This is a genomic window from Paenibacillus sp. MT86, assembly GCF_058792535.1.
Window position 1 is genome coordinate 2,359,398 of sequence record NZ_CM179499.1, and the last position, 18,937, is coordinate 2,378,334.

The 18,937-nt window shown below is 51.8% G+C and carries 15 protein-coding genes; all 15 read left to right on the top strand.

Annotated elements, in window-relative coordinates:
- Positions 1–143 precede the first annotated feature (143 nt).
- The 15 genes from AC3RCL_RS10320 (at position 144) to dut (ending at position 18,780) form a co-directional block, all read left to right on the top strand.
- Positions 144–4,460 carry a PolC-type DNA polymerase III gene (locus AC3RCL_RS10320; protein ID WP_096774502.1) on the top strand — a complete coding sequence of 1,439 codons (4,317 nt, stop codon included), beginning with the start codon at positions 144–146 and terminating at the stop codon, positions 4,458–4,460.
- 179 nt (positions 4,461–4,639) lie between these two features.
- Positions 4,640–5,101 (top strand): ribosome maturation factor RimP, encoded by a 462-nt coding sequence (gene rimP, locus AC3RCL_RS10325; RefSeq protein ID WP_009594781.1) that lies wholly within the window; start codon positions 4,640–4,642, stop codon positions 5,099–5,101.
- 32 nt (positions 5,102–5,133) lie between these two features.
- The gene (gene nusA, locus AC3RCL_RS10330; RefSeq protein WP_009594773.1) at positions 5,134–6,231 is read left to right on the top strand and encodes a transcription termination factor NusA; all 1,098 of its coding nucleotides are present in this window, start codon (positions 5,134–5,136) and stop codon (positions 6,229–6,231) included.
- A 25-nt stretch (positions 6,232–6,256) separates the two neighbouring features.
- Positions 6,257–6,568, top strand: coding sequence for an RNase P modulator RnpM (gene rnpM / locus AC3RCL_RS10335; RefSeq protein WP_009594698.1), 312 nt, complete (start codon positions 6,257–6,259; stop codon positions 6,566–6,568).
- Positions 6,561–6,884 carry a YlxQ family RNA-binding protein gene (locus tag AC3RCL_RS10340; RefSeq protein WP_175320809.1) on the top strand — a complete coding sequence of 108 codons (324 nt, stop codon included), beginning with the start codon at positions 6,561–6,563 and terminating at the stop codon, positions 6,882–6,884. Before rnpM ends, AC3RCL_RS10340 begins: the two co-directional genes overlap by 8 nt.
- Positions 6,877–9,561, top strand: coding sequence for a translation initiation factor IF-2 (gene infB / locus AC3RCL_RS10345; protein ID WP_192571287.1), 2,685 nt, complete (start codon positions 6,877–6,879; stop codon positions 9,559–9,561). Before AC3RCL_RS10340 ends, infB begins: the two co-directional genes overlap by 8 nt.
- Before the next feature lie 19 nt (positions 9,562–9,580).
- A complete protein-coding gene (gene rbfA, locus AC3RCL_RS10350; protein ID WP_009594729.1) occupies positions 9,581–9,934 on the top strand; it encodes a 30S ribosome-binding factor RbfA in 354 nt (117 codons plus the stop codon).
- Between the two features lie 30 nt (positions 9,935–9,964).
- Positions 9,965–10,942, top strand: a complete 978-nt coding sequence (locus tag AC3RCL_RS10355) for a DHH family phosphoesterase (RefSeq protein WP_096774500.1) — start codon at positions 9,965–9,967, stop codon at positions 10,940–10,942.
- Entirely contained in the window at positions 10,939–11,850 is a 912-nt protein-coding gene (truB, locus tag AC3RCL_RS10360) for a tRNA pseudouridine(55) synthase TruB (protein ID WP_492535327.1), read from the top strand. Before AC3RCL_RS10355 ends, truB begins: the two co-directional genes overlap by 4 nt.
- A gap of 35 nt (positions 11,851–11,885) precedes the next feature.
- Entirely contained in the window at positions 11,886–12,839 is a 954-nt protein-coding gene (locus AC3RCL_RS10365; RefSeq protein ID WP_213579184.1) for a bifunctional riboflavin kinase/FAD synthetase, read from the top strand.
- 166 nt (positions 12,840–13,005) lie between these two features.
- Positions 13,006–13,275: a 30S ribosomal protein S15 gene (rpsO, locus tag AC3RCL_RS10370; protein WP_006211281.1), complete on the top strand. Its 270-nt coding sequence runs from the start codon at positions 13,006–13,008 to the stop codon at positions 13,273–13,275.
- A gap of 405 nt (positions 13,276–13,680) precedes the next feature.
- Positions 13,681–15,786 carry a polyribonucleotide nucleotidyltransferase gene (pnp, locus tag AC3RCL_RS10375; RefSeq protein WP_192571289.1) on the top strand — a complete coding sequence of 702 codons (2,106 nt, stop codon included), beginning with the start codon at positions 13,681–13,683 and terminating at the stop codon, positions 15,784–15,786.
- A 217-nt stretch (positions 15,787–16,003) separates the two neighbouring features.
- Entirely contained in the window at positions 16,004–16,996 is a 993-nt protein-coding gene (locus AC3RCL_RS10380) for a polysaccharide deacetylase family protein (protein WP_015736298.1), read from the top strand.
- 94 nt (positions 16,997–17,090) lie between these two features.
- Positions 17,091–18,359: a M16 family metallopeptidase gene (locus AC3RCL_RS10385; protein ID WP_009594719.1), complete on the top strand. Its 1,269-nt coding sequence runs from the start codon at positions 17,091–17,093 to the stop codon at positions 18,357–18,359.
- Positions 18,334–18,780 (top strand): dUTP diphosphatase, encoded by a 447-nt coding sequence (dut, locus tag AC3RCL_RS10390; protein ID WP_015736296.1) that lies wholly within the window; start codon positions 18,334–18,336, stop codon positions 18,778–18,780. Before AC3RCL_RS10385 ends, dut begins: the two co-directional genes overlap by 26 nt.
- The last annotated feature ends 157 nt before the right edge of the window (positions 18,781–18,937 follow it).

The window sequence follows — 18,937 nt, forward strand, 5'->3', positions numbered from 1 at the left end:
TCTCTTTCTCGGGGCAGGACGATGGAGTGCTGCCGGCGGAAGCTTTATTCTGTTTTTTATCCGCTAAACGCGGTCTGTCTTCTGTGGATGTAGGTCGATAGAAGTTTTTCTTACAGCTTTATGTTATGCAGGGGGAGGGAACCATGGGCACGACTGAAGATAAAAGGAAGCGATTTGAACTGCTGATCAAGCAGGGAGAAGTTCCGGCCAATCTGGTGGAACCCTATTTTTTAGACGGTGTGATTGAACAAGTAGAGACCAGCAGGAACAGCAAGGACTGGAGGATAACCGTTCAGAAGGAGACCTTGGTCCCGGCCGAAGTTTATCGCACATTTTGCCTGAGGATTCAGGAGAAGATGGGACATATCGCTAAGATCAAATTTGTGTTCCGGTATGGAAGCGGCGTTCCGGAGGCCGATATCGTGCAGGAGTATTGGGGCTTGTTTCTGGAGTGGGCACACCGGGAGATTCCATCGGTCAATGGCTGGATGACTAGGGCGAAACACGAGGTGGAAGACGGGCAGGTCCTTCTCTCCATGTCGGATGGCATGTCGCTTGAACTTGCCCGCAAGAAACAGATCGATACCGCCATAACCCGATTCTTCGGGCAGTACTTCGATCTGACACTTCGCGTGAAGATGCAGGTCGGCGATAACGGCCAGGCCGCTTACGAGGAGTTCGAGCAGAGGAAGCGCGAGGAAGAGCGCGAGGTTATCGAACAGATCATGAGCAGCATGGAAGCGGAGCTGGATGCCGAGGACGAGGAAGAAGGCGAGATTCGGCTGCAGGTCGGATATGATATCAAGGATCAGCCGGTTTCGATCCAGGAGATCCAGGATGAAGAGAAGAAAATTACGATCCAGGGTACCATTTTCGGGTTGGACCGCAAGGAGCTCCGAAACGGCAGCACGCTGTTTACCTTCAACTTAACCGATTTCAGCGATTCCTTGCAGATGAAGATGTTTGGCAAAACGAAGGATGACTTGAAGGTCCTGAGCCTTCTTGAGAACGGCAAATGGGTGAAGGCACGCGGACGCGTGGAATATGACCGGTTTATGCAGGTGCCGGAGCTGGTCATGATCCCGTCCGACCTCAATGAAGTCAAGGCGCCCCCTTCCCGCAAGGATAACGCTGCCGAGAAGCGGGTGGAATTCCATCTCCATACCACTATGAGCACGATGGATGCGGTCACGCCGATCGACCGGTACATCAAAACCGCGGCCGCCTGGGGACATAAAGCGATTGCCGTAAGTGATCACGGCGGCGTGCAGTGTTATCCTGACGCAGCCAAGAACGCCAAGAAACACGGAATCAAAATGATGTACGGCATCGAGGCCAATGTCGTGAATGATGCCGTCAACATCGTGGAACAGGCACAGCCGATTGAGCTGAGCAGCGCGACTTACGTGGTATTCGATATTGAAACCACGGGTTTGTCCATCACCGCGAACAAGATCATCGAGCTTGCAGCCGTGAAGATGCACGAAGGCAAGGAGATTGGCAGGTACGCCACGTTTGTTAATCCGCACGAGCGAATTCCGTATCATATCCAGCAATTGACGAACATCAATGACGATATGGTCAAGGATGCTCCTGAACTGGAGCCGGTACTGAAGGAATTTGTTGAATTCGTCGGCGATGGCGTGCTCGTGGCTCACAACGCGCGGTTTGACATGGGGTTCATTCAGGCAGCACTCAAGAATGCAGGCATGGACACGCTGGAGAATCCGTATTTGGATACTTTGGAGCTGGCCCGACTGGTGCATCCGGGACTTAAGAATCACCGCCTTAACACATTGGCGGATAAGTACAAGGTGCTGCTGGAAAGCCATCACCGCGCGATCGATGATACAATTGCGCTGGCGGGAATCCTGAACGGGCTCCTCAGCGACGTAGACAAAACCAAAGGCGTGAAGATGCTGGACCGTCTTAATGATTACGTGGGCATGGACCTGTCCAATACCCGTCCGTTCCATTGCGGGATTTACGCTTTGAACATGACGGGCAAGAAGAATCTGTACAAACTGGTCTCCATGTCGCATACCGAATATTTCAAGCGGGTGCCCTGCATCCCGAAATCCAAGCTCCAAGAGATGCGGGACGGACTCCTGGTGCTGTCCGGCTGCGAAAAAGGGGAGTTCTTCGAAACGGTGCTGAACAAGACGGAGGAGGAAGCCGAAGAGATTGCAGGCTTTTACGACGTTTTGGAAATCCAGCCGTTGACGATGTATATGCATTTGGTGGACAAAGGCCTGGTAGGCAGCCCCGAAGAGATCAAAACCGCGATTTCCAAAGTCGTGCGCATCGGCGAAAAGCTGAACAAGCCGGTCATCGCTACAGGGAATGTGCACTATCTGGAACCGCGGGACAAGCTGTTCCGGGACATTACCATCCATGGCATTACCGGCTTCAGCCCGCTCAAGGATATGCGCAAGCCAGACGCGCATTTTCGGACGACGGAAGAGATGCTGCAAGAGTTCGAGTTTTTGGGTCAGGACAAATGCTATGAAGTCGTGGTGACGAACACAAGCGAATTGGCCGACCGTTTTGAAGATTTGGAACTGTTCCCGGATAAGCTGTTTACGCCGATCCTGGAGGGAGCCGACGAAGAAATTCGCAACACCTGCTACGACACGGCCAAGTCGATCTATGGGGAGAACCTGCCCGAGGTCGTTGTGGCCCGGTTGGAGAAAGAGCTGGAGCCGATTATTAGATACGGCTTCTCCGCGAACTATCTGATTTCCGAGAAGCTGGTGAAAAAATCGAATCGGGACGGCTATTTGGTTGGTTCCCGGGGTTCCGTTGGCTCCTCCGTCGTTGCGACGTTCCTCGGCATATCCGAGGTTAACCCGCTGCCAGCGCATTACATTTGCTTGAACAGCGACTGCAAGCACAGCGAATGGTTCCTGGACGGCAGCGTGCCGAGCGGATTCGACTTGCCGGACAAGGCTTGTCCGGAATGCGGAAACATGATGAAGGGCGAAGGACAGGATATCCCGTTCGAAACCTTCCTGGGCTTCAAAGGGGATAAGGTTCCCGATATCGATTTGAACTTCTCCGGCGAATATCAACCGCATGCCCATAATTTCACCAAGGAGATGTTCGGCGAGAAGAACGTATTCCGTGCCGGTACCATCGGCACCGTGGCGGAGAAGACGGCGTTCGGCTTTGCCAAGAAATACGAGGAGCACAACAACAAGCGCTGGCGCGGCGCGGAATTAAACCGGCTGGCGTCAGGCTGTACCGGCGTCAAGCGAAGCACGGGCCAGCATCCCGGCGGTATTGTCGTTGTGCCGGACTACATCGAGGTTGAAGAGATAACGCCTGTGCAGTACCCTGCCGATGATGTCAACGCGGAGTGGAAAACGACGCATTTCGATTACCATGCCTTTGAAGCGAATTTGCTCAAGCTGGATATTCTCGGACACGATGATCCGACGATGATGAGAATGCTCCAGGATTTGACCGGAGTGGACCCAACGACCATCCCGATGAACGATCCGAAAGTGATGAGCATGTTCAATTCAACGGAGGCGCTGGGCGTGAAGCCGGAGCAAATACGCTCGCCGGTGGCCACCTTCGGCGTGCCGGAGATGGGGACCAAGTTCGTGCGCCAGATGCTGGTGGAGTCGCAGCCGTCGAGTTTTGCTGACCTTTTGCAAATCTCGGGACTTTCACATGGAACCGGCGTATGGCTCGGCAACGCACAAGAGCTCATCAAGAATGGAACCTGCAACATCAAAACCGTTATCGGTTGCCGCGATGACATCATGCTGTTCCTGATTTACAAGGCCGGCATGGACGCGAGCCTCGCGTTTAAGATTACGGAAAGCGTGCGTAAAGGCCGGGGGTTGTCCCAGGAATGGATCGACGAGATGAAGAAATGCAAAGTGCCGCAGTGGTACATTGATTCCTGTCTCAAAATCCAGTACATGTTCCCGAAAGCCCACGCCGCCGCATATGTTATTTCAGCGGTGCGAACGGCTTACTTCAAGCTGTATTATCCGATTGAATATTACGCAACCTACTTCTCGGTCCGCGCCGAGGATTTTGATATCGAATTATGCTGTCAGGGCTATGAGGCGATCTATCGCCGGATTGAAGAGATCGAGCAGCTCGGCTTCGGGGCGAGCCCGAAGGAAAAAGGCATGCTGCCGATTCTGGAGATGGCGCTGGAAATGACGGCAAGGGGCTTCTCATTCAAGAACATCGATTTGTATCAATCCGACGCCTTGAAATTCAAGGTGGATGGAGACTCGCTCATTCCGCCGTTCTCGGCGCTTGCGGGAATCGGCGATAACGCTGCCCGCAATATTGCCGCCGCGCGTGAATTCGGAGAATTCCTCTCCATCGAGGATTTCCAGCAAAAATCGAAGGCAAGCAAAACCGCCGTGGAGCTGTTGACCCAAATGGGATGCTTCCGCGGTCTGCCGGAGAGCAACCAGTTGTCATTGTTCTGATTCTTGTCATTCTTTCATGGCCGTGACGCCTTGACAGTCAAGGAGTCATACTTGTCACTATTACCAGACTATGTTATAATTTTTTTGGTAATCATGGAGATAAAACCGTTGTGTAAAGAGTGGGGCAACCCACTCTTTACTCTTTGGTATATAGGAAATCAACTTGGAGGTTATGTTCTTTGAGCACATCAAAGATTAAAACGACTGTGGAAGAAATGGTGCAGCCGTATTTGGACGAACACGGCTTTGAACTGGTAGATGTGGAATACGTTAAGGAAGGAAGCAACTGGTTCTTGCGCGTGTTTGTTGATAAGGACGGCGGCATTGACATTGACGATTGCGGTTTAATCAGTGAACACCTGAGCCAGAAGCTGGACGAGAACGATCCGATTCCGACGGCTTATTTTCTTGAAGTCTCTTCTCCTGGCGCGGAACGTCCCCTGAAGAAAAAAGAGGATGTTGCGAAGTCGGTCGGCAAGAACGTGTTTGTTACGGTATACGAGCCGATTAACGGGTTGAAGGAGTTTGAAGGCAAGCTGGAATCCTTTGATAACGAGGAGCTGGTCATTCAGACCGCGAAGAAGCAGCACGTGATTCCATATGCAAAAGTAGCCAGTGCCAGATTGGCCATCATTTTTTAAACGGAAGTTTTGAAAGGGGGAACCGATTTTCAATGAGTATGGATTTTATTGAAGCGATGAATGAGTTGGAAAGAGAGAAGGGCATCAGCAAGGATGTGCTGTTTGAAGCCATTGAAGCGGCACTGATCTCAAGTTACAAGCGCAATTTCAACACCGCGCAAAATGTACGGGTAGACATGAATCGCAACACGGGTGTTATCAAGGTGTTTGCACGGAAACTGATCGTGGACGAGGTTCTGGATCCGCGCACTGAAATTTCGCTGCATGCCGCACGTGAGATCAATCCGCATTTTCAGATCGAAGATATAGCGGAAATCGAGGTTACGCCGCGTGATTTCGGACGGATCGCAGCTCAAACGGCAAAGCAGGTTGTTACCCAGCGCATTAGAGAAGCCGAACGCGGCCTGATCTACAGCGCTTTTATTGACAAGGAAGACGATATCGTTACGGGTACGCTGCAGCGTCAGGATTTGCGCAACATCTATATCGACCTTGGCAAGATCGAAGCGGCGCTGCCGCTTACCGAGCTTATGCCCAACGAGAAGTTCAAGCATGGCGACCGGATCAAAGCGTACATTACGAAGGTTGAGAACACAACCAAAGGGCCTCAGATTATGCTGTCCCGTACGCATCCGGGCCTTTTGAAGCGCCTGTTCGAGCTGGAAGTGCCGGAAATTTTCGACGGCGTCGTGGAAATTCGCTCGGTTGCGCGCGAAGCGGGATTCCGCTCCAAAATTGCGGTGTATTCCCGCAACGATGAAGTCGATCCGGTCGGCTCTTGCGTAGGGCCTAAGGGATTGCGCGTACAAACGATTGTCAATGAGCTTCGCGGCGAAAAAATCGACATCGTGCGTTATTCCGACCAGGTCGAAGAATACGTGGCCAATGCGCTGAGCCCATCCAAAGTGCTTGAAGTCCAAGTATTTGAAGATGAGAAGATGGCGCGCGTAATCGTTCCGGATTACCAACTCTCGCTGGCGATAGGGATCAAAGGCCAGAATGCTCGTCTCGCGGCGAAGCTGACCGGCTGGAAGATTGATATTAAGAGCGAAAGTCAGGCGGAGCAGGAATTTGGCAGACCGAAGTCCCAATCAGGTGAAATGCACCAGGATTCCGTCTCTGTCGATTAATTCCAAATGACGGGGGGTTGTCGTCTTGAAACAGAGAAAGATACCGCTGCGTAAATGTGTGGCGTGTCAGGAAATGATGCCGAAGAAAGAGCTCATCCGGATTGTCAGGACTCCCGATGACGCTGTCCTGATCGATCTCACCGGCAAAAAGTCGGGACGGGGAGCGTATCTATGCGGCAAGGTTTCCTGCTTCAAGCTGGCACACAAAAATAAAGCACTGGATCGAGCGTTGAAACAACATGTGAAGCCTGAGATCTACGAACAGTTGGCACAGGATTTCATCAAGGTTGAGGATGAATTCCTGGCTGCAAAAGAGAGTGCTGCCGATGATGAATAGGGCGCTTTCTCAGCTCGGCCTGGCCATGAGGGCAGGCAAGGTGGTTACCGGAGATGAGATCGTGCTCAAAGCCATCCGGTCTTCTGAAGCAAAATTGGTTATTCTGGCGGGTGACGCCTCAGATAATACAACAAAGAAGTTCCGCGACAAATGCGGTTCTTACAATATCCCTCTGGTAATCGGATTTGACCGGGAAAGTCTGGGCACAAGTGTAGGTAAACCCGAGCGGGTTGTGCTGGCAGTTACGGATCAAGGATTCGCAGAAATGATCTCCAAGAAAATGGAGACAATGTCGGAGGTGGAGTATATTGAGTAAACAGGAAAACAAAGACAATAAACTTCGAGTGTACGAATATGCTAAATCGTTGAACATGAGCAGTAAAGAAATTATCACGATCCTTAAGCGTTTGAACGTTCCGGTCAATAACCACATGAGCGTAATGGAAAACGATACGGTGTCGAAGGTAGAGCAGTTCTTCAAAGATATCAAATCGAATGCGGCAGCCAAGCGGGACAGTGGCGACGCTCCCCGAACCGAGAACCGCAAACCTTCGGGTTCCGGAGCGAATGCAGCCGCATCCGTATCCAATGCTAAAACAGAAGGCACTTCCACTAACGTGAGTGCAGACGGCAACCGTAATGGGCAGGACGGTATGCGTCATTCAGGACAACGAGTATCAGGACAACAAGGTCAAAGCCAGCCCAAAAAACAACAGGAAAAGCAGGTAGGTATGAATAGTAGAACGAATTCAAACACACAACATGCTTCAGGTTCCCAGCGTCCCCAAGGAGGGCAGGATACCCGAAGAAACCAATCTGGCTCCGCACAAGGAAGCCAGCAGAATAATCGCAGCCAAGGCTCCAGACCGAGCGGCAGCAGCACGCAGACCGGATCCCGTCCACAAGGCGGAGGTCAAGGCGGCGGGCGTCCGCAAGGCAATAATCAGGGCGGATCGCGTCCGCAAGGCAATAATCAAGGAGGATCGCGTCCGCAGGGCGGCAACAACCAAGGCGGAGCGCGTCCTCAGAGCAAGCCGGGTGGAACCGGAGGCGGATTCTCAGGATCCAATAACAGCAACGGCCAGAACCGCGGTTCCAGAAACAACAATAACAATCGTTCAGACTCCAAGCGTTTTGATGACAACCGTCAGGGAGGATTCCGTGGAAACAATCGCGGTGGCAAGAACAACCGCGGCCGGAATCAACATAATCAGCAGCCGCCTCGTGAGAAAATCGACAACACGCCGAAGAAAATTATCGTCCGTGGCAACATGACCGTCGGTGAAACGGCGAAGCTGCTTCATAAGGACGCTTCCGAAGTCATCAAGAAGCTGATTTTCCTCGGCGTGATGGCCACCATCAACCAGGAGCTGGATATCGATACGATTCTATTGCTCGCTGGCGAATTCGGTGTAGAAGTCGAAGTGAAAATTCCGGTAGAGGAAGATCGTTTTGAGACCGTAGAAGAAAACGATGCTCCGGAAGAACTGAAAGAGCGTCCACCGGTCGTTACGATTATGGGTCACGTTGACCACGGTAAAACGACGCTGCTGGATGCGATCCGTTCCACGAACGTATCTAGTGGCGAAGCTGGCGGAATTACGCAGCATATCGGTGCTTACCAAGTCGAGATCAATAACAAGAAGATCACATTCCTGGATACACCGGGTCACGAAGCGTTTACGGCCATGCGTGCCCGCGGTGCGCAAGTAACGGATATGACGATCATCGTGGTCGCGGCCGACGACGGCGTGATGCCACAGACGGTCGAAGCGATTAACCATGCTAAAGCGGCAGGTTTGCCGATCATCGTTGCCGTGAACAAAATCGATAAGCCGGACGCTAACCCGGATAAAGTCAAACAAGAATTGACGGAATATGAGTTAGTGCCTGAAGAGTGGGGCGGAGATACCATCTTCGTTAACGTTTCGGCGAAACAGCGGATGGGTCTGGAAGACTTGCTTGAAATGATCCTTCTGGTAGCAGAAGTGAACGAATATAAAGCAAACCCTGATAAACGCGCGCGCGGTACCGTGATTGAAGCTGAGCTTGATAAAGGCAGAGGACCGGTAGCCCGCATCCTCGTTCAGCATGGTACGTTGAAGGTGGGCGACGCCTTCGTAGCCGGCAACTGCTTTGGACGTATTCGCGCCATGGTGAACGATAAAGGCCGTCGTTTAAAAGAAGCCGGACCTTCTACGCCGGTCGAAATTACCGGTTTGACTGAAGTTCCGGGCGCCGGCGATCCGTTCATGGTGTTCGAGGATGAGCGTAAAGCGCGTAATATCGCGGATAAGCGTGCGATTACCCATCGTCAGTCCGAATTGAACACGAATACGCGGGTGACGCTGGATGATCTCTTCCAGCACATTAAAGACGGCGAAATCAAGGATCTTAACGTGATTATCAAAGGTGACGTGCAAGGTTCCGTCGAGGCCCTGAAAGGTTCCTTGAACAAAATCGAAGTGGAAGGCGTGCGCGTCAAGATTATCCATAGCGGTGCCGGTGCCATCACCGAATCCGATATTATTTTGGCAGCTGCCTCTAACGCGATCGTAATCGGGTTTAACGTTCGTCCTGACGTTCAAGCGAAGCAAACCGCCGAGCAGGAGAAGGTTGATATCCGTCTGCACCGTGTAATATATAATGTAATCGAGGAAATTGAGCAAGCTATGAAGGGGATGCTCGATCCGGAGTATAAAGAATCCGTGATCGGTCATGCGGAAGTCCGCAACACCTTTAAAGTGAGCAAAGTGGGTACGATTGCAGGATGTATGGTGACATCCGGTAAAATTACGCGTAACGCAGAAGCTCGCTTGATCCGTGACGGCATTGTCGTTCATGAAGGCAAGATCGATTCCCTCAAGCGCTTTAAAGATGACGCTAAAGAAGTGGCACAGGGTTACGAGTGCGGTATTACCTTGGTAGGCTATAGCGACGTCAAAGAAGGGGACGTAATCGAAGCCTTCATCATGGAGACGGTAGAGCGCTAACGAATGAGGTGATCAGACCATGGCAAAAATCAGAACTGGGCGCGTAGGCGAGCAGATTAAAAAAGAGCTCAGCCAACTGATCCAAACGGAATTGAAAGACCCGAGAATCGGTTTTATTACCGTGACCGGCGTGGATGTAACTAACGACCTGTCCCAAGCGAAGGTATACCTGAGCGTGCTCGGCGACGACGAGCAGAAGGCGGCTTCCTTGAAAGGGCTGGAGAAGGCAAGCGGCTTTCTCCGCTCCGAGCTGGGCAAGCGAATTCGTCTCCGGCATGTTCCGGAGCTGATCTTCAAATTCGACGATTCCATTGCGTATGGCAGCCATATTGAGAAGCTGCTGACCGAAATCGTGGATCGCGAAGAGAAATAGAGTAGTTTTTGTTTATAAAGGAGAGGGCGAATGCAGACCTATGAACAAGAGCTGCAGCAGGTGAAGTCGTTTCTGCTGGAGCACGATGATTATTTGGTTGTGTCGCATGTTCAGCCCGATGGAGATGCAGTCAGTTCCACCCTTGCGGTGGGCTGGCTTCTCTCATGTCTGGGCAAGAAATTCACGATGATCAACGAGGGGCCCATCCCGAAGCGCATGAAAAAGCTGTGGCATGCAGAAGACATTCTCAATCTGTCGGAACAGCAGCCGGGAAGGACGTTTTCAAACGTCATTTGCGTGGATTGCGCGGATTTTGCGAGAGTAGGTTATACGCAGCAGGTGTTTGCCGATCATGCAAGCATCGTTAATATTGACCATCATCCAACGAATGATCGTTACGGAGCCGTTAACCTGGTTGTGCCCGAGGCGGCTGCAACCGCAGAAATCCTTTATGATTTGCTGAATTTGTTTGAAATCGATTGGGATGCCGAAATCGCCACTGCGATTTATACCGGATTGTTAACGGATACCGGGGGGTTTCGTTATTCCAATACGTCGCCCAAGGTCATGAGCATGGCTTCCGATCTGTTATCCTATGGCGTGAACGGCCCCGAAATTGCGGAAACGCTGCTTGAGGAAATGACGCTCCCGCAGATGAAGGTGTTGGTTCAGGCGTTAAACACGTTGAGTCTGTCGGATGACGGTAAAATAGCCTGGGTGTACGTAACCCCCGAGCATATGGAACTATGCGGTGCCGTTAGCGAGGATCTTGAAGGGATCGTCAATTATCCCCGAAACATTCAGGGAGTCGAAGTCGGGATTCTGTTCAAATCGCTGAGATCCGGAATGGTCAAGGCGAGTTTGCGTTCAGCCGGCAAAGTGGATGTTGCCGCGTTGGCCCAAATTTTTGGCGGTGGCGGCCATGTCCGGGCGGCAGGGTGCAGCATGGAAGGCTCCCTTCAAGACATCATCCCTAAAGTAGTAGAGCAGGTGAGATTAAAGCTATGACGCAATTAGAAGGCATCTTGGCCGTTCACAAACCGGCCGGATGGACCTCCCACGATGTGGTAGCCAAAGTTCGGGGAATGGTTCGTTTGAAGCGGATCGGACATACCGGGACGCTGGACCCTGAAGTGACGGGCGTGCTTCCGTTATGCTTGGGGAGAGCTACGCGGGTCGTCGAATATCTGCAGGAGCTGCCTAAAGAGTATCATGCGGTCCTCCGCCTTGGATACTCGACCGATACCGAGGATATTACCGGGAATGTGGTGGAGACTGCGGATGAAGTCCGCGTGACCAGAGACGAGGCGCTTGAAGCGCTGCAATCTTTTACAGGCCAGATCTCTCAGGTTCCTCCTATGTACTCCGCCGTCAAAATCAACGGCAAACGATTGTACGAGCTTGCCAGAGAAGGCAAGACGGTGGAGCGCAAAAGCCGAACCGTAACGATTCATGAAATCGAGATGACGGATTTTGATGCGGAAGGGGAGTATACGGAAATTTCTTTCCGTGTACTGTGCTCCAAAGGTACATACATCCGCACGCTTTGTGTGGATATCGGGAGGAAGCTCGGCCTGCCGTCCGTCATGGTTAAGCTGGTACGTACGATATCGGCGGGAATCACCGAGGCGCAGTGCTTGACCCTAGAGCAAATTGAGCAGTTCATGAAGGATGAAACGCTGCAAACCCGGCTTATTCCGGTGGATCAAGCGATTCATCATCTAGCAAAGCATACGGTTTCCGAAGAGAAGGCGGAGGCCGCGCTGAAGGGGCAACGCTTGTCCGCCAGGGCGGTAGAACCGGCCGTCGACAGTTCGGAGCCTATCCGTTTGTACGATATAAAGGAAAACTTTCTGGGCATCTATAGGCGTCAGGAAGAGACGGGCGCTATCGTTCCCGTGAAAGTATTTTCCTAAGCATGACTGGATTTAGTGAGTGGAGGTGAGAAATCATGAGGATTGTTTCATTATCTTATCCTGTATCTTCCGACATCGTACGAGAAGCTGCCGAGCCCAAGGTAGCGGCAATCGGCCAGTTCGACGGCCTTCACCTGGGACATGCCAGCGTGCTTTCGACCGCTGTCAGCATTGCTCGGGAGAATGGAGTGCCGGCCGCGCTCATTACCTTTTATCCGCACCCGAAGGACGTGATCGGTAAGGGGAGCTACGAAGGCTATCTGACTCCCCAGCCTGACAAGCAGCAGCTGCTCGAGCAGATGGGCATCGATATTCTGTACGTCGTCGAGTTCAATAAAGAATTTTCCCAAGTAAGTCCGGAAGCGTTTGTTGAAGAAATGCTCTTTCCCTTGAATCTTCAAACGGCGGTAGTCGGATTTGATTTCCGGTTCGGCCATAAAGGCGCAGGAGACGCAGTTAAACTTCAGGAACTCGGGGAAGGCAAAATGTCGGTCGTTACGGTACCGCCATTCCTGGTCGACGGCGAGAAGGTAGGAAGTTCATCCATACGGATTGCCTTGAAAACTGGACAGCTGTCGGACGCAAACCGCTGGCTCGGACGGAATTACCACATCCGGGGTACGGTCGTTCACGGGGAGAAGCGGGGAAGAAAGATCGGTTTCCCTACCGCGAACCTGGAGTTGACGGATCCATTCGTGGCGCCTGCATTGGGCGTCTATGCCGTCCGTGCCCGCACGGATAAGCATTGCGACTGGATACCGGGCGTCATGAACGTCGGCGTGAAGCCGACGTTCCACGAAGGGATTACTGAACCGATCTTCGAGGTCCATCTGTTTGATTTCGAAGGGGATCTGTACGACCAGATCATGACGGTGGATATCGTTCAATATATCCGCAAGGAGCATAAATTCGAATCGGTTCAGGAGCTTGTGGAATGGATTCAGCGGGATGCCGTCGAGGCCCGCAAAATATTGAATGTCAGCGAATAAAACGTTTTGGGACAAATTGTTCGCAAACGGATTTTCTTTTTCAGGTAAAGTATGCTATACTCTTAGAGGTTGCCCGAGGATCGGGCAATTCTAACCTTGGCTTGGATGTTCGATCTCACCGTCGGTACCTGGGCCAACGGCGATTATAATGAGGGAGGTGAACAGGATGGCATTGACTCAAGAACGTAAACAACAACTGATTGACGAGCACAAAACTCATGAGTCCGATACAGGATCCCCAGAGGTGCAAATCGCTATCCTAACGGAAAACATTACGAACTTGACTGACCACTTGCGTACGCACAAGAAGGATCATCATTCCCGTCGCGGATTGTTGAAAATGGTCGGCCAACGCCGTAAGTTGCTTGCATACTTGAAAAACAAGGATGTTAAACGTTACAGTGCTTTGATCGAGAAGCTTGGATTGCGTCGCTAATCATCCATAAGATGTGCCGAAAACAGCCTGGTTGTCCACTGTCCTTCTTGGAACGACAGCGGCACAGCCGGGCTCTTTTCTAAGTATTGTACAATTTACCGTTACGAAAGCTTCCCCACAAAGTACTGCGTACGCTTCATAGCCTAAACTCCACTTTGTGGGGTTATCTTAATATAGATTCTTGATAGATGGTAGGCGTGGTCTGTTCGCTAATTTTCACTTCATGGTATAACCGGGGCAATCTATACGGAGAATGTTTTCTATACGGTTCGGGTTGTTCCTGTACATAGGTTCGTGATATTCGACCGCTTCGATGACTCTGGTTAGGAAATGTGGACAGCGTTTGGCAAAAACATGCTGATGATTAAGATTTCAAAAAAATTTATCCCCATGAGGAGGGATTACATGGAAACACGTGTTGAAATGCAGCTTGGCGGAAGACCCCTCGTGTTCGAAACAGGGCGCCTTGCGAAGCAGGCTAATGCGGCTGTTATGGTTCGTTACGGCGAAACGGCAGTCCTGTGTACGGTGACGGCTTCCAGTGAACCGAAGGATCTGGATTTCTTTCCATTGACGGTCAACTATGAGGAGCGCTTGTACGCAGTCGGTAAAATTCCGGGTGGATTCATCAAACGCGAAGGCAGACCAAGCGAGAAGGCGATTCTTGCCAGCCGTCTGACAGACCGTCCGATTCGTCCGCTGTTTCCGGAAGGATTCCGGAATGACGTTCAAGTTCTGAATTTGGTGATGAGCGTTGATCAGGATTGCGAGCCGGAAATTGCGGCCATGATTGGTACCTCCGCTGCCTTGAGCATCTCGGACGTGCCTTTTAACGGTCCGATCGGCGGCGTTGCGGTGGGTCGCGTTGACGGCAACTTTGTCGTGAACCCGAACATTGCGGAGCAGGAAGCAAGCGATATTTATCTGGTCGTCGCCGGCACCAAAGACGCGATCATGATGGTCGAGGCCGAAGCGAACGAAGTTCCTGAGGAAGTCATGCTGGAAGCGATCATGTTCGGGCATGAGGAAATCAAGAAAATCGTAGCCAAGATCGAAGAGCTGGTGGCAGCTTGCGGCAAAGAGAAAATGGCGGTTAAGCTTCATGCGGTCAATGAAACCGTGAATCGCGAAGTGCGCGAATTTGCGGAAGCCCGTCTTGTTGAAGCCGTTCGCATTGAGGAGAAACACGCTCGCCAAGATGCGATTGACGCTATCAACGACGAAGCATACACCGTGTTCGAAGAGAAGTACCTCGAGACACCCGAGTTGTTGAAGGATGTTAAAGAGGTCCTTCACGATATCGTGAAAGAAGAAGTTCGCCGTTTGATCACGCACGATAAAGTTCGTCCGGACGGCCGCGGTCTGTCCGAGATCCGTCCTATCGATTGCGATACCAGCCTGCTGCCTAGAACGCATGGCTCCGGTCTGTTTACGCGTGGACAAACCCAGGCTCTTAGCGTATGTACACTAGGTGCTCTAGGCGATGTACAAATTCTCGATGGAATCGATCTGGAAGAGACCAAGCGCTTCATGCACCATTATAACTTCCCGCCGTTCAGCGTTGGGGAAGCGCGTCCGCTTCGCGCTCCGGGCCGTCGTGAAATCGGTCACGGTGCACTGGGTGAACGTGCATTGTCGAAGGTCATTCCGAATGAAGTGGATTTCCCGTACACGATTCGCCTCGTGTCCGAGGTGATTGAATCGAACGGTTCGACATCCCAAGCGAGCATTTGCGCAAGCACGCTTGCCATGATGGACGCAGGGGTGCCGATCAAAGCGCCTGTAGCCGGCGTGGCGATGGGCTTGATTAAAGACGGAGACCACGTTTCCATCTTGACGGACATTCAAGGGATGGAAGACCATCTCGGCGACATGGACTTCAAAGTGGCAGGTACGCCTGACGGGGTTACCGCCATTCAGATGGATATCAAGATCGACGGCATCGACCGCGCGATTTTGCAGGAAGCGCTGCAGCAGGCAAAAGAAGGACGCATGCACATCCTTGGAAAAATGGCGGAAGCCATTCAAAAGCCAAGAGAAACGCTGTCCCAATATGCGCCTAAGATCATTACGATGCAGATCAACCCGGATAAAATCCGCGATGTTATCGGGGCCGGCGGCAAAATCATCAACAAAATCATCGAAGAGACCGGCGTGAAGATCGATATCGAACAAGACGGCCGCGTATTCATCGCATCGTCCAACGATGAGATGAACAAGAAGGCTCTTTCGATTATCGAAGGCATCGTGCGTGAGGTGGCTGTTGGCGAAATCTATACAGGTACTGTAAAACGGATTGAGAAATTCGGTGCATTTGTTGAAATCCTGCCTAACAAAGACGGGCTTGTGCATATCTCCCAACTCTCGACTGAGCGCGTAGCGAAGGTAGAGGACGTGGTTGCAATCGGTGACGTCATTACCGTGAAGGTTACCGAAATCGACCAGCAGGGACGGATTAACCTGTCTCGCAAAGCCGTGTTGACAACCGAAGCCAGCAAGAGCGGATCTTAATTCGCGCTTGCAGGTTTAACCGCATATCGATAGAAGGAAAAGAGGCAGAACCTATCATTCTGGCTCTTTTTTGCTCATCAGACGCCGGACTCCCTATGTTCTTTGCTTCGGAATAAGCATCGGGTCAGGCTTACACGGCTTAAGGCCTTATGTTTCGGTACATATTTCCGTCAGATCGCACATAAAATGGGACAAAGCTTCTCTAGGGAGGATGGATATGCCCATGAATGGAAAAAAGATGGCCGTGCTGCTGACCGGTGCCGCAATGGTGTCGGCTGTTGCTGTGTTCAGCGGGGCTTGGAAATACGTATCGGGGCTGGAGAACAAACCGGAGGCGCATCTCGTCAGTGGTTCAGAGACGGCAGTGGATCTGGATTTATTGGGTCAAATTGAAGCCGCTGCGGCTAAATCGCGTATCGAGCCGGTGGATGCCAGGGTGGACTCGGTGTGGAAAGCGATTCCCGGATACAATGGACTCGAAGTCGATATCGAAGCTACATATCAAGCAGCATCGTCGAAGAAACGTAAAGCCGGCGATGCCATTCCCTACGTTTACCGGCAGATACCGGCTAAAGTCACGCTCGATGATCTGGGGGAACAACCGATCTATCGAGGGAACCCCAACAAGCCGATGGTATCGATGATGATTAACGTGGCGTGGGGGAACGAATTTCTGGTGCCGATGCTGAATACGCTCGATGCGGAGAAGGTGAAAACTACGTTTTTCCTGGATGGCAGCTGGCTGAAGAAAAACCCGGAGCTGGCCGCCGAGATCGTGAAACGAGGCCATGAGGTGGAGAATCATGCCTTTACGCATCCGAACATGAGCCGTCTCAGCAGGGAACGGGCGGAGATGGAAATCGCAAAGACGCAGGATCTGCTTAAAGAAAGCCTGGGCGTAGTAAATAAGTGGTTTGCACCGCCTTCCGGCGATTTCAATCAGCAGACCGTATCCATCGCGCATGCAAGAGGATTGAAGACGGTGCTGTGGACGCTTGACACGGTCGACTGGAAGCATCCGGCGCCGGATGCCGTCGTTCAGAAGATTACGTCGAAGGTGGAGCCGGGATTTTTGATATTGATGCATCCAACGGACTCCTCTTCCCAAGCATTAAAAGGGATGATTGACGGAATACGGGCCAAGGGACTGGAGATCGGGACCGTCAGCCAGACGCTTTCACCGGAGCGAATCATGCCAAAGGGAAGTTGAGACGCATGGTAAAGTTTGATAGAATGAATGGATGGCATGAGGCTGATTGTCAGCCGAAGTGAGCCTTTGATGGAACAGTTAGGGGGGCCTATTCGTGAAAAAAATACAATTGTCTAACGGCCTGAGAGTGGTTATGGAGCAAATCCCGACAAGTCGTTCGGTTTCATTCGGCATTTGGGTGAAAACCGGATCCCGCAATGAATCGGAAGACATCAATGGGATTACGCATTTTATAGAGCATATGATGTTCAAAGGGACGGAGCGCTTTGACGCCCGTGCCATAGCTGAAGAATTTGATGCCATCGGCGGTAACGTCAACGCTTTTACGTCCAAGGAATATACGTGTTATTATGCCAAGGTGCTGGATGAGCATTTTCCGATTGCCGTTGACGTGCTGTCCGACATGTTCTTCAACTCGAAGCTGGATGCGGGCGAGTTAGCCAAGGAGAAGAATGTCATTCTTGAAGAGATTGCGATGTATGAAGATACGCCGGATGATCTGGTTCATGATCTGATGTCGTTGTCGGTGTACGGTGACCACCCGCTTGCTTATCCGATTCTCGGCACGAAGGAGCGGCTGGAGTCGATGGATTCGCAAGCGCTGAGATCCTACATGGACCGGCACTATACCATTGAGAACACGGTGATTGCCCTCGCCGGCAACATCAATGATGAAGTGATTGCGTTATTGGAGCGCCATTTTGGCGGCTTTGCCAACCATGGAACGTCGGAGCCGCTGGCGGTACCGGCCTTTTTGGACGGCGTGCAGTTCCGCAAGAAGAAAACGGAGCAGAATCATATCTGCATGTCGTTTCCCGGCTGCTCGATCGGCGACGAGCTTCAGTATGCGATGGTTCTGCTGAATAACGCCATTGGCGGCGGCATGAGCTCACGCTTGTTTCAGGAAATTCGGGAGAAGCGCGGGCTGGCGTACTCGGTATATTCATACCACAGTTCCCACGCGGATAACGGCATGTTTACCATCTATGCAGGCACAGCGCCCAAACAGACAAAAGAAGTGCTTCAGCTGACCACGGAAATGCTTCATGATTTGGCACAGAACGGGATGACGGAGGAAGAGCTGCGCAAAGGAAAGGAACAATTGAAGGGCAGTCTCATCCTGAGTCTGGAGAGCACGAGCAGCCGCATGAATCGCTTGGGCAAGAACGAATTGATGCTGGGCCGCCATTTCAGTCTGGACGAGATCATTAAACGGATCGAGCAGGTCGACATGAAGGATGTCAATGCGGTTCTTGACCGTATGTTTGGGACTCCATATGCACTAGCGATGGTAGGAACTTCAGATAAAGCACTGAATGTACTTAGGAGGAATGAATTTGTTGCACTACGTTCAAATCAATAGATTGCCAGGAAATGAAGATGTGAAACTTCCGGTGAAAATGTCCGAGCTGGCCGCGGGTTTCGACCTGCACGCTGCCGTTCAAGAGCCGGTGGTGCTAAACCCGGGTGAACGCAAATTAATCCCGACCGGTTTTGCGATTGCCATGCCGGCCGAGCTTGAGGCGCAAATCCGTCCGCGCAGCGGTCTTGCCTATAAACATGGCATTACTTGCCTGAATGCTCCGGGTACGATTGACGCCGATTATCGCGGGGAAGTCAAGGTGCTGCTTGTCAATTTGGGACAGGAGCCTTTTGCGATTGAGCGTAATGAGCGGATTGCCCAAATGGTGTTCAAATCCGTGCCTGCCGTAGAATTTACGGAAGTTGACGAACTGTCCGATACGGTACGCGGGGCGGGCGGATTCGGTCATACCGGCAAATAAACCATACCATGGAAGCTTAAGGGTATCATCAGGATCATGATATCAGCATGAACACCGCTCCGGTTGAAACGGAGCGGTGTTTTTTTTCGTTGGTCTTGAAGCAGGATGGACATGAAGCCGGACTTATCTCTCCTAACGTTATTTACTGCGTTAAGGC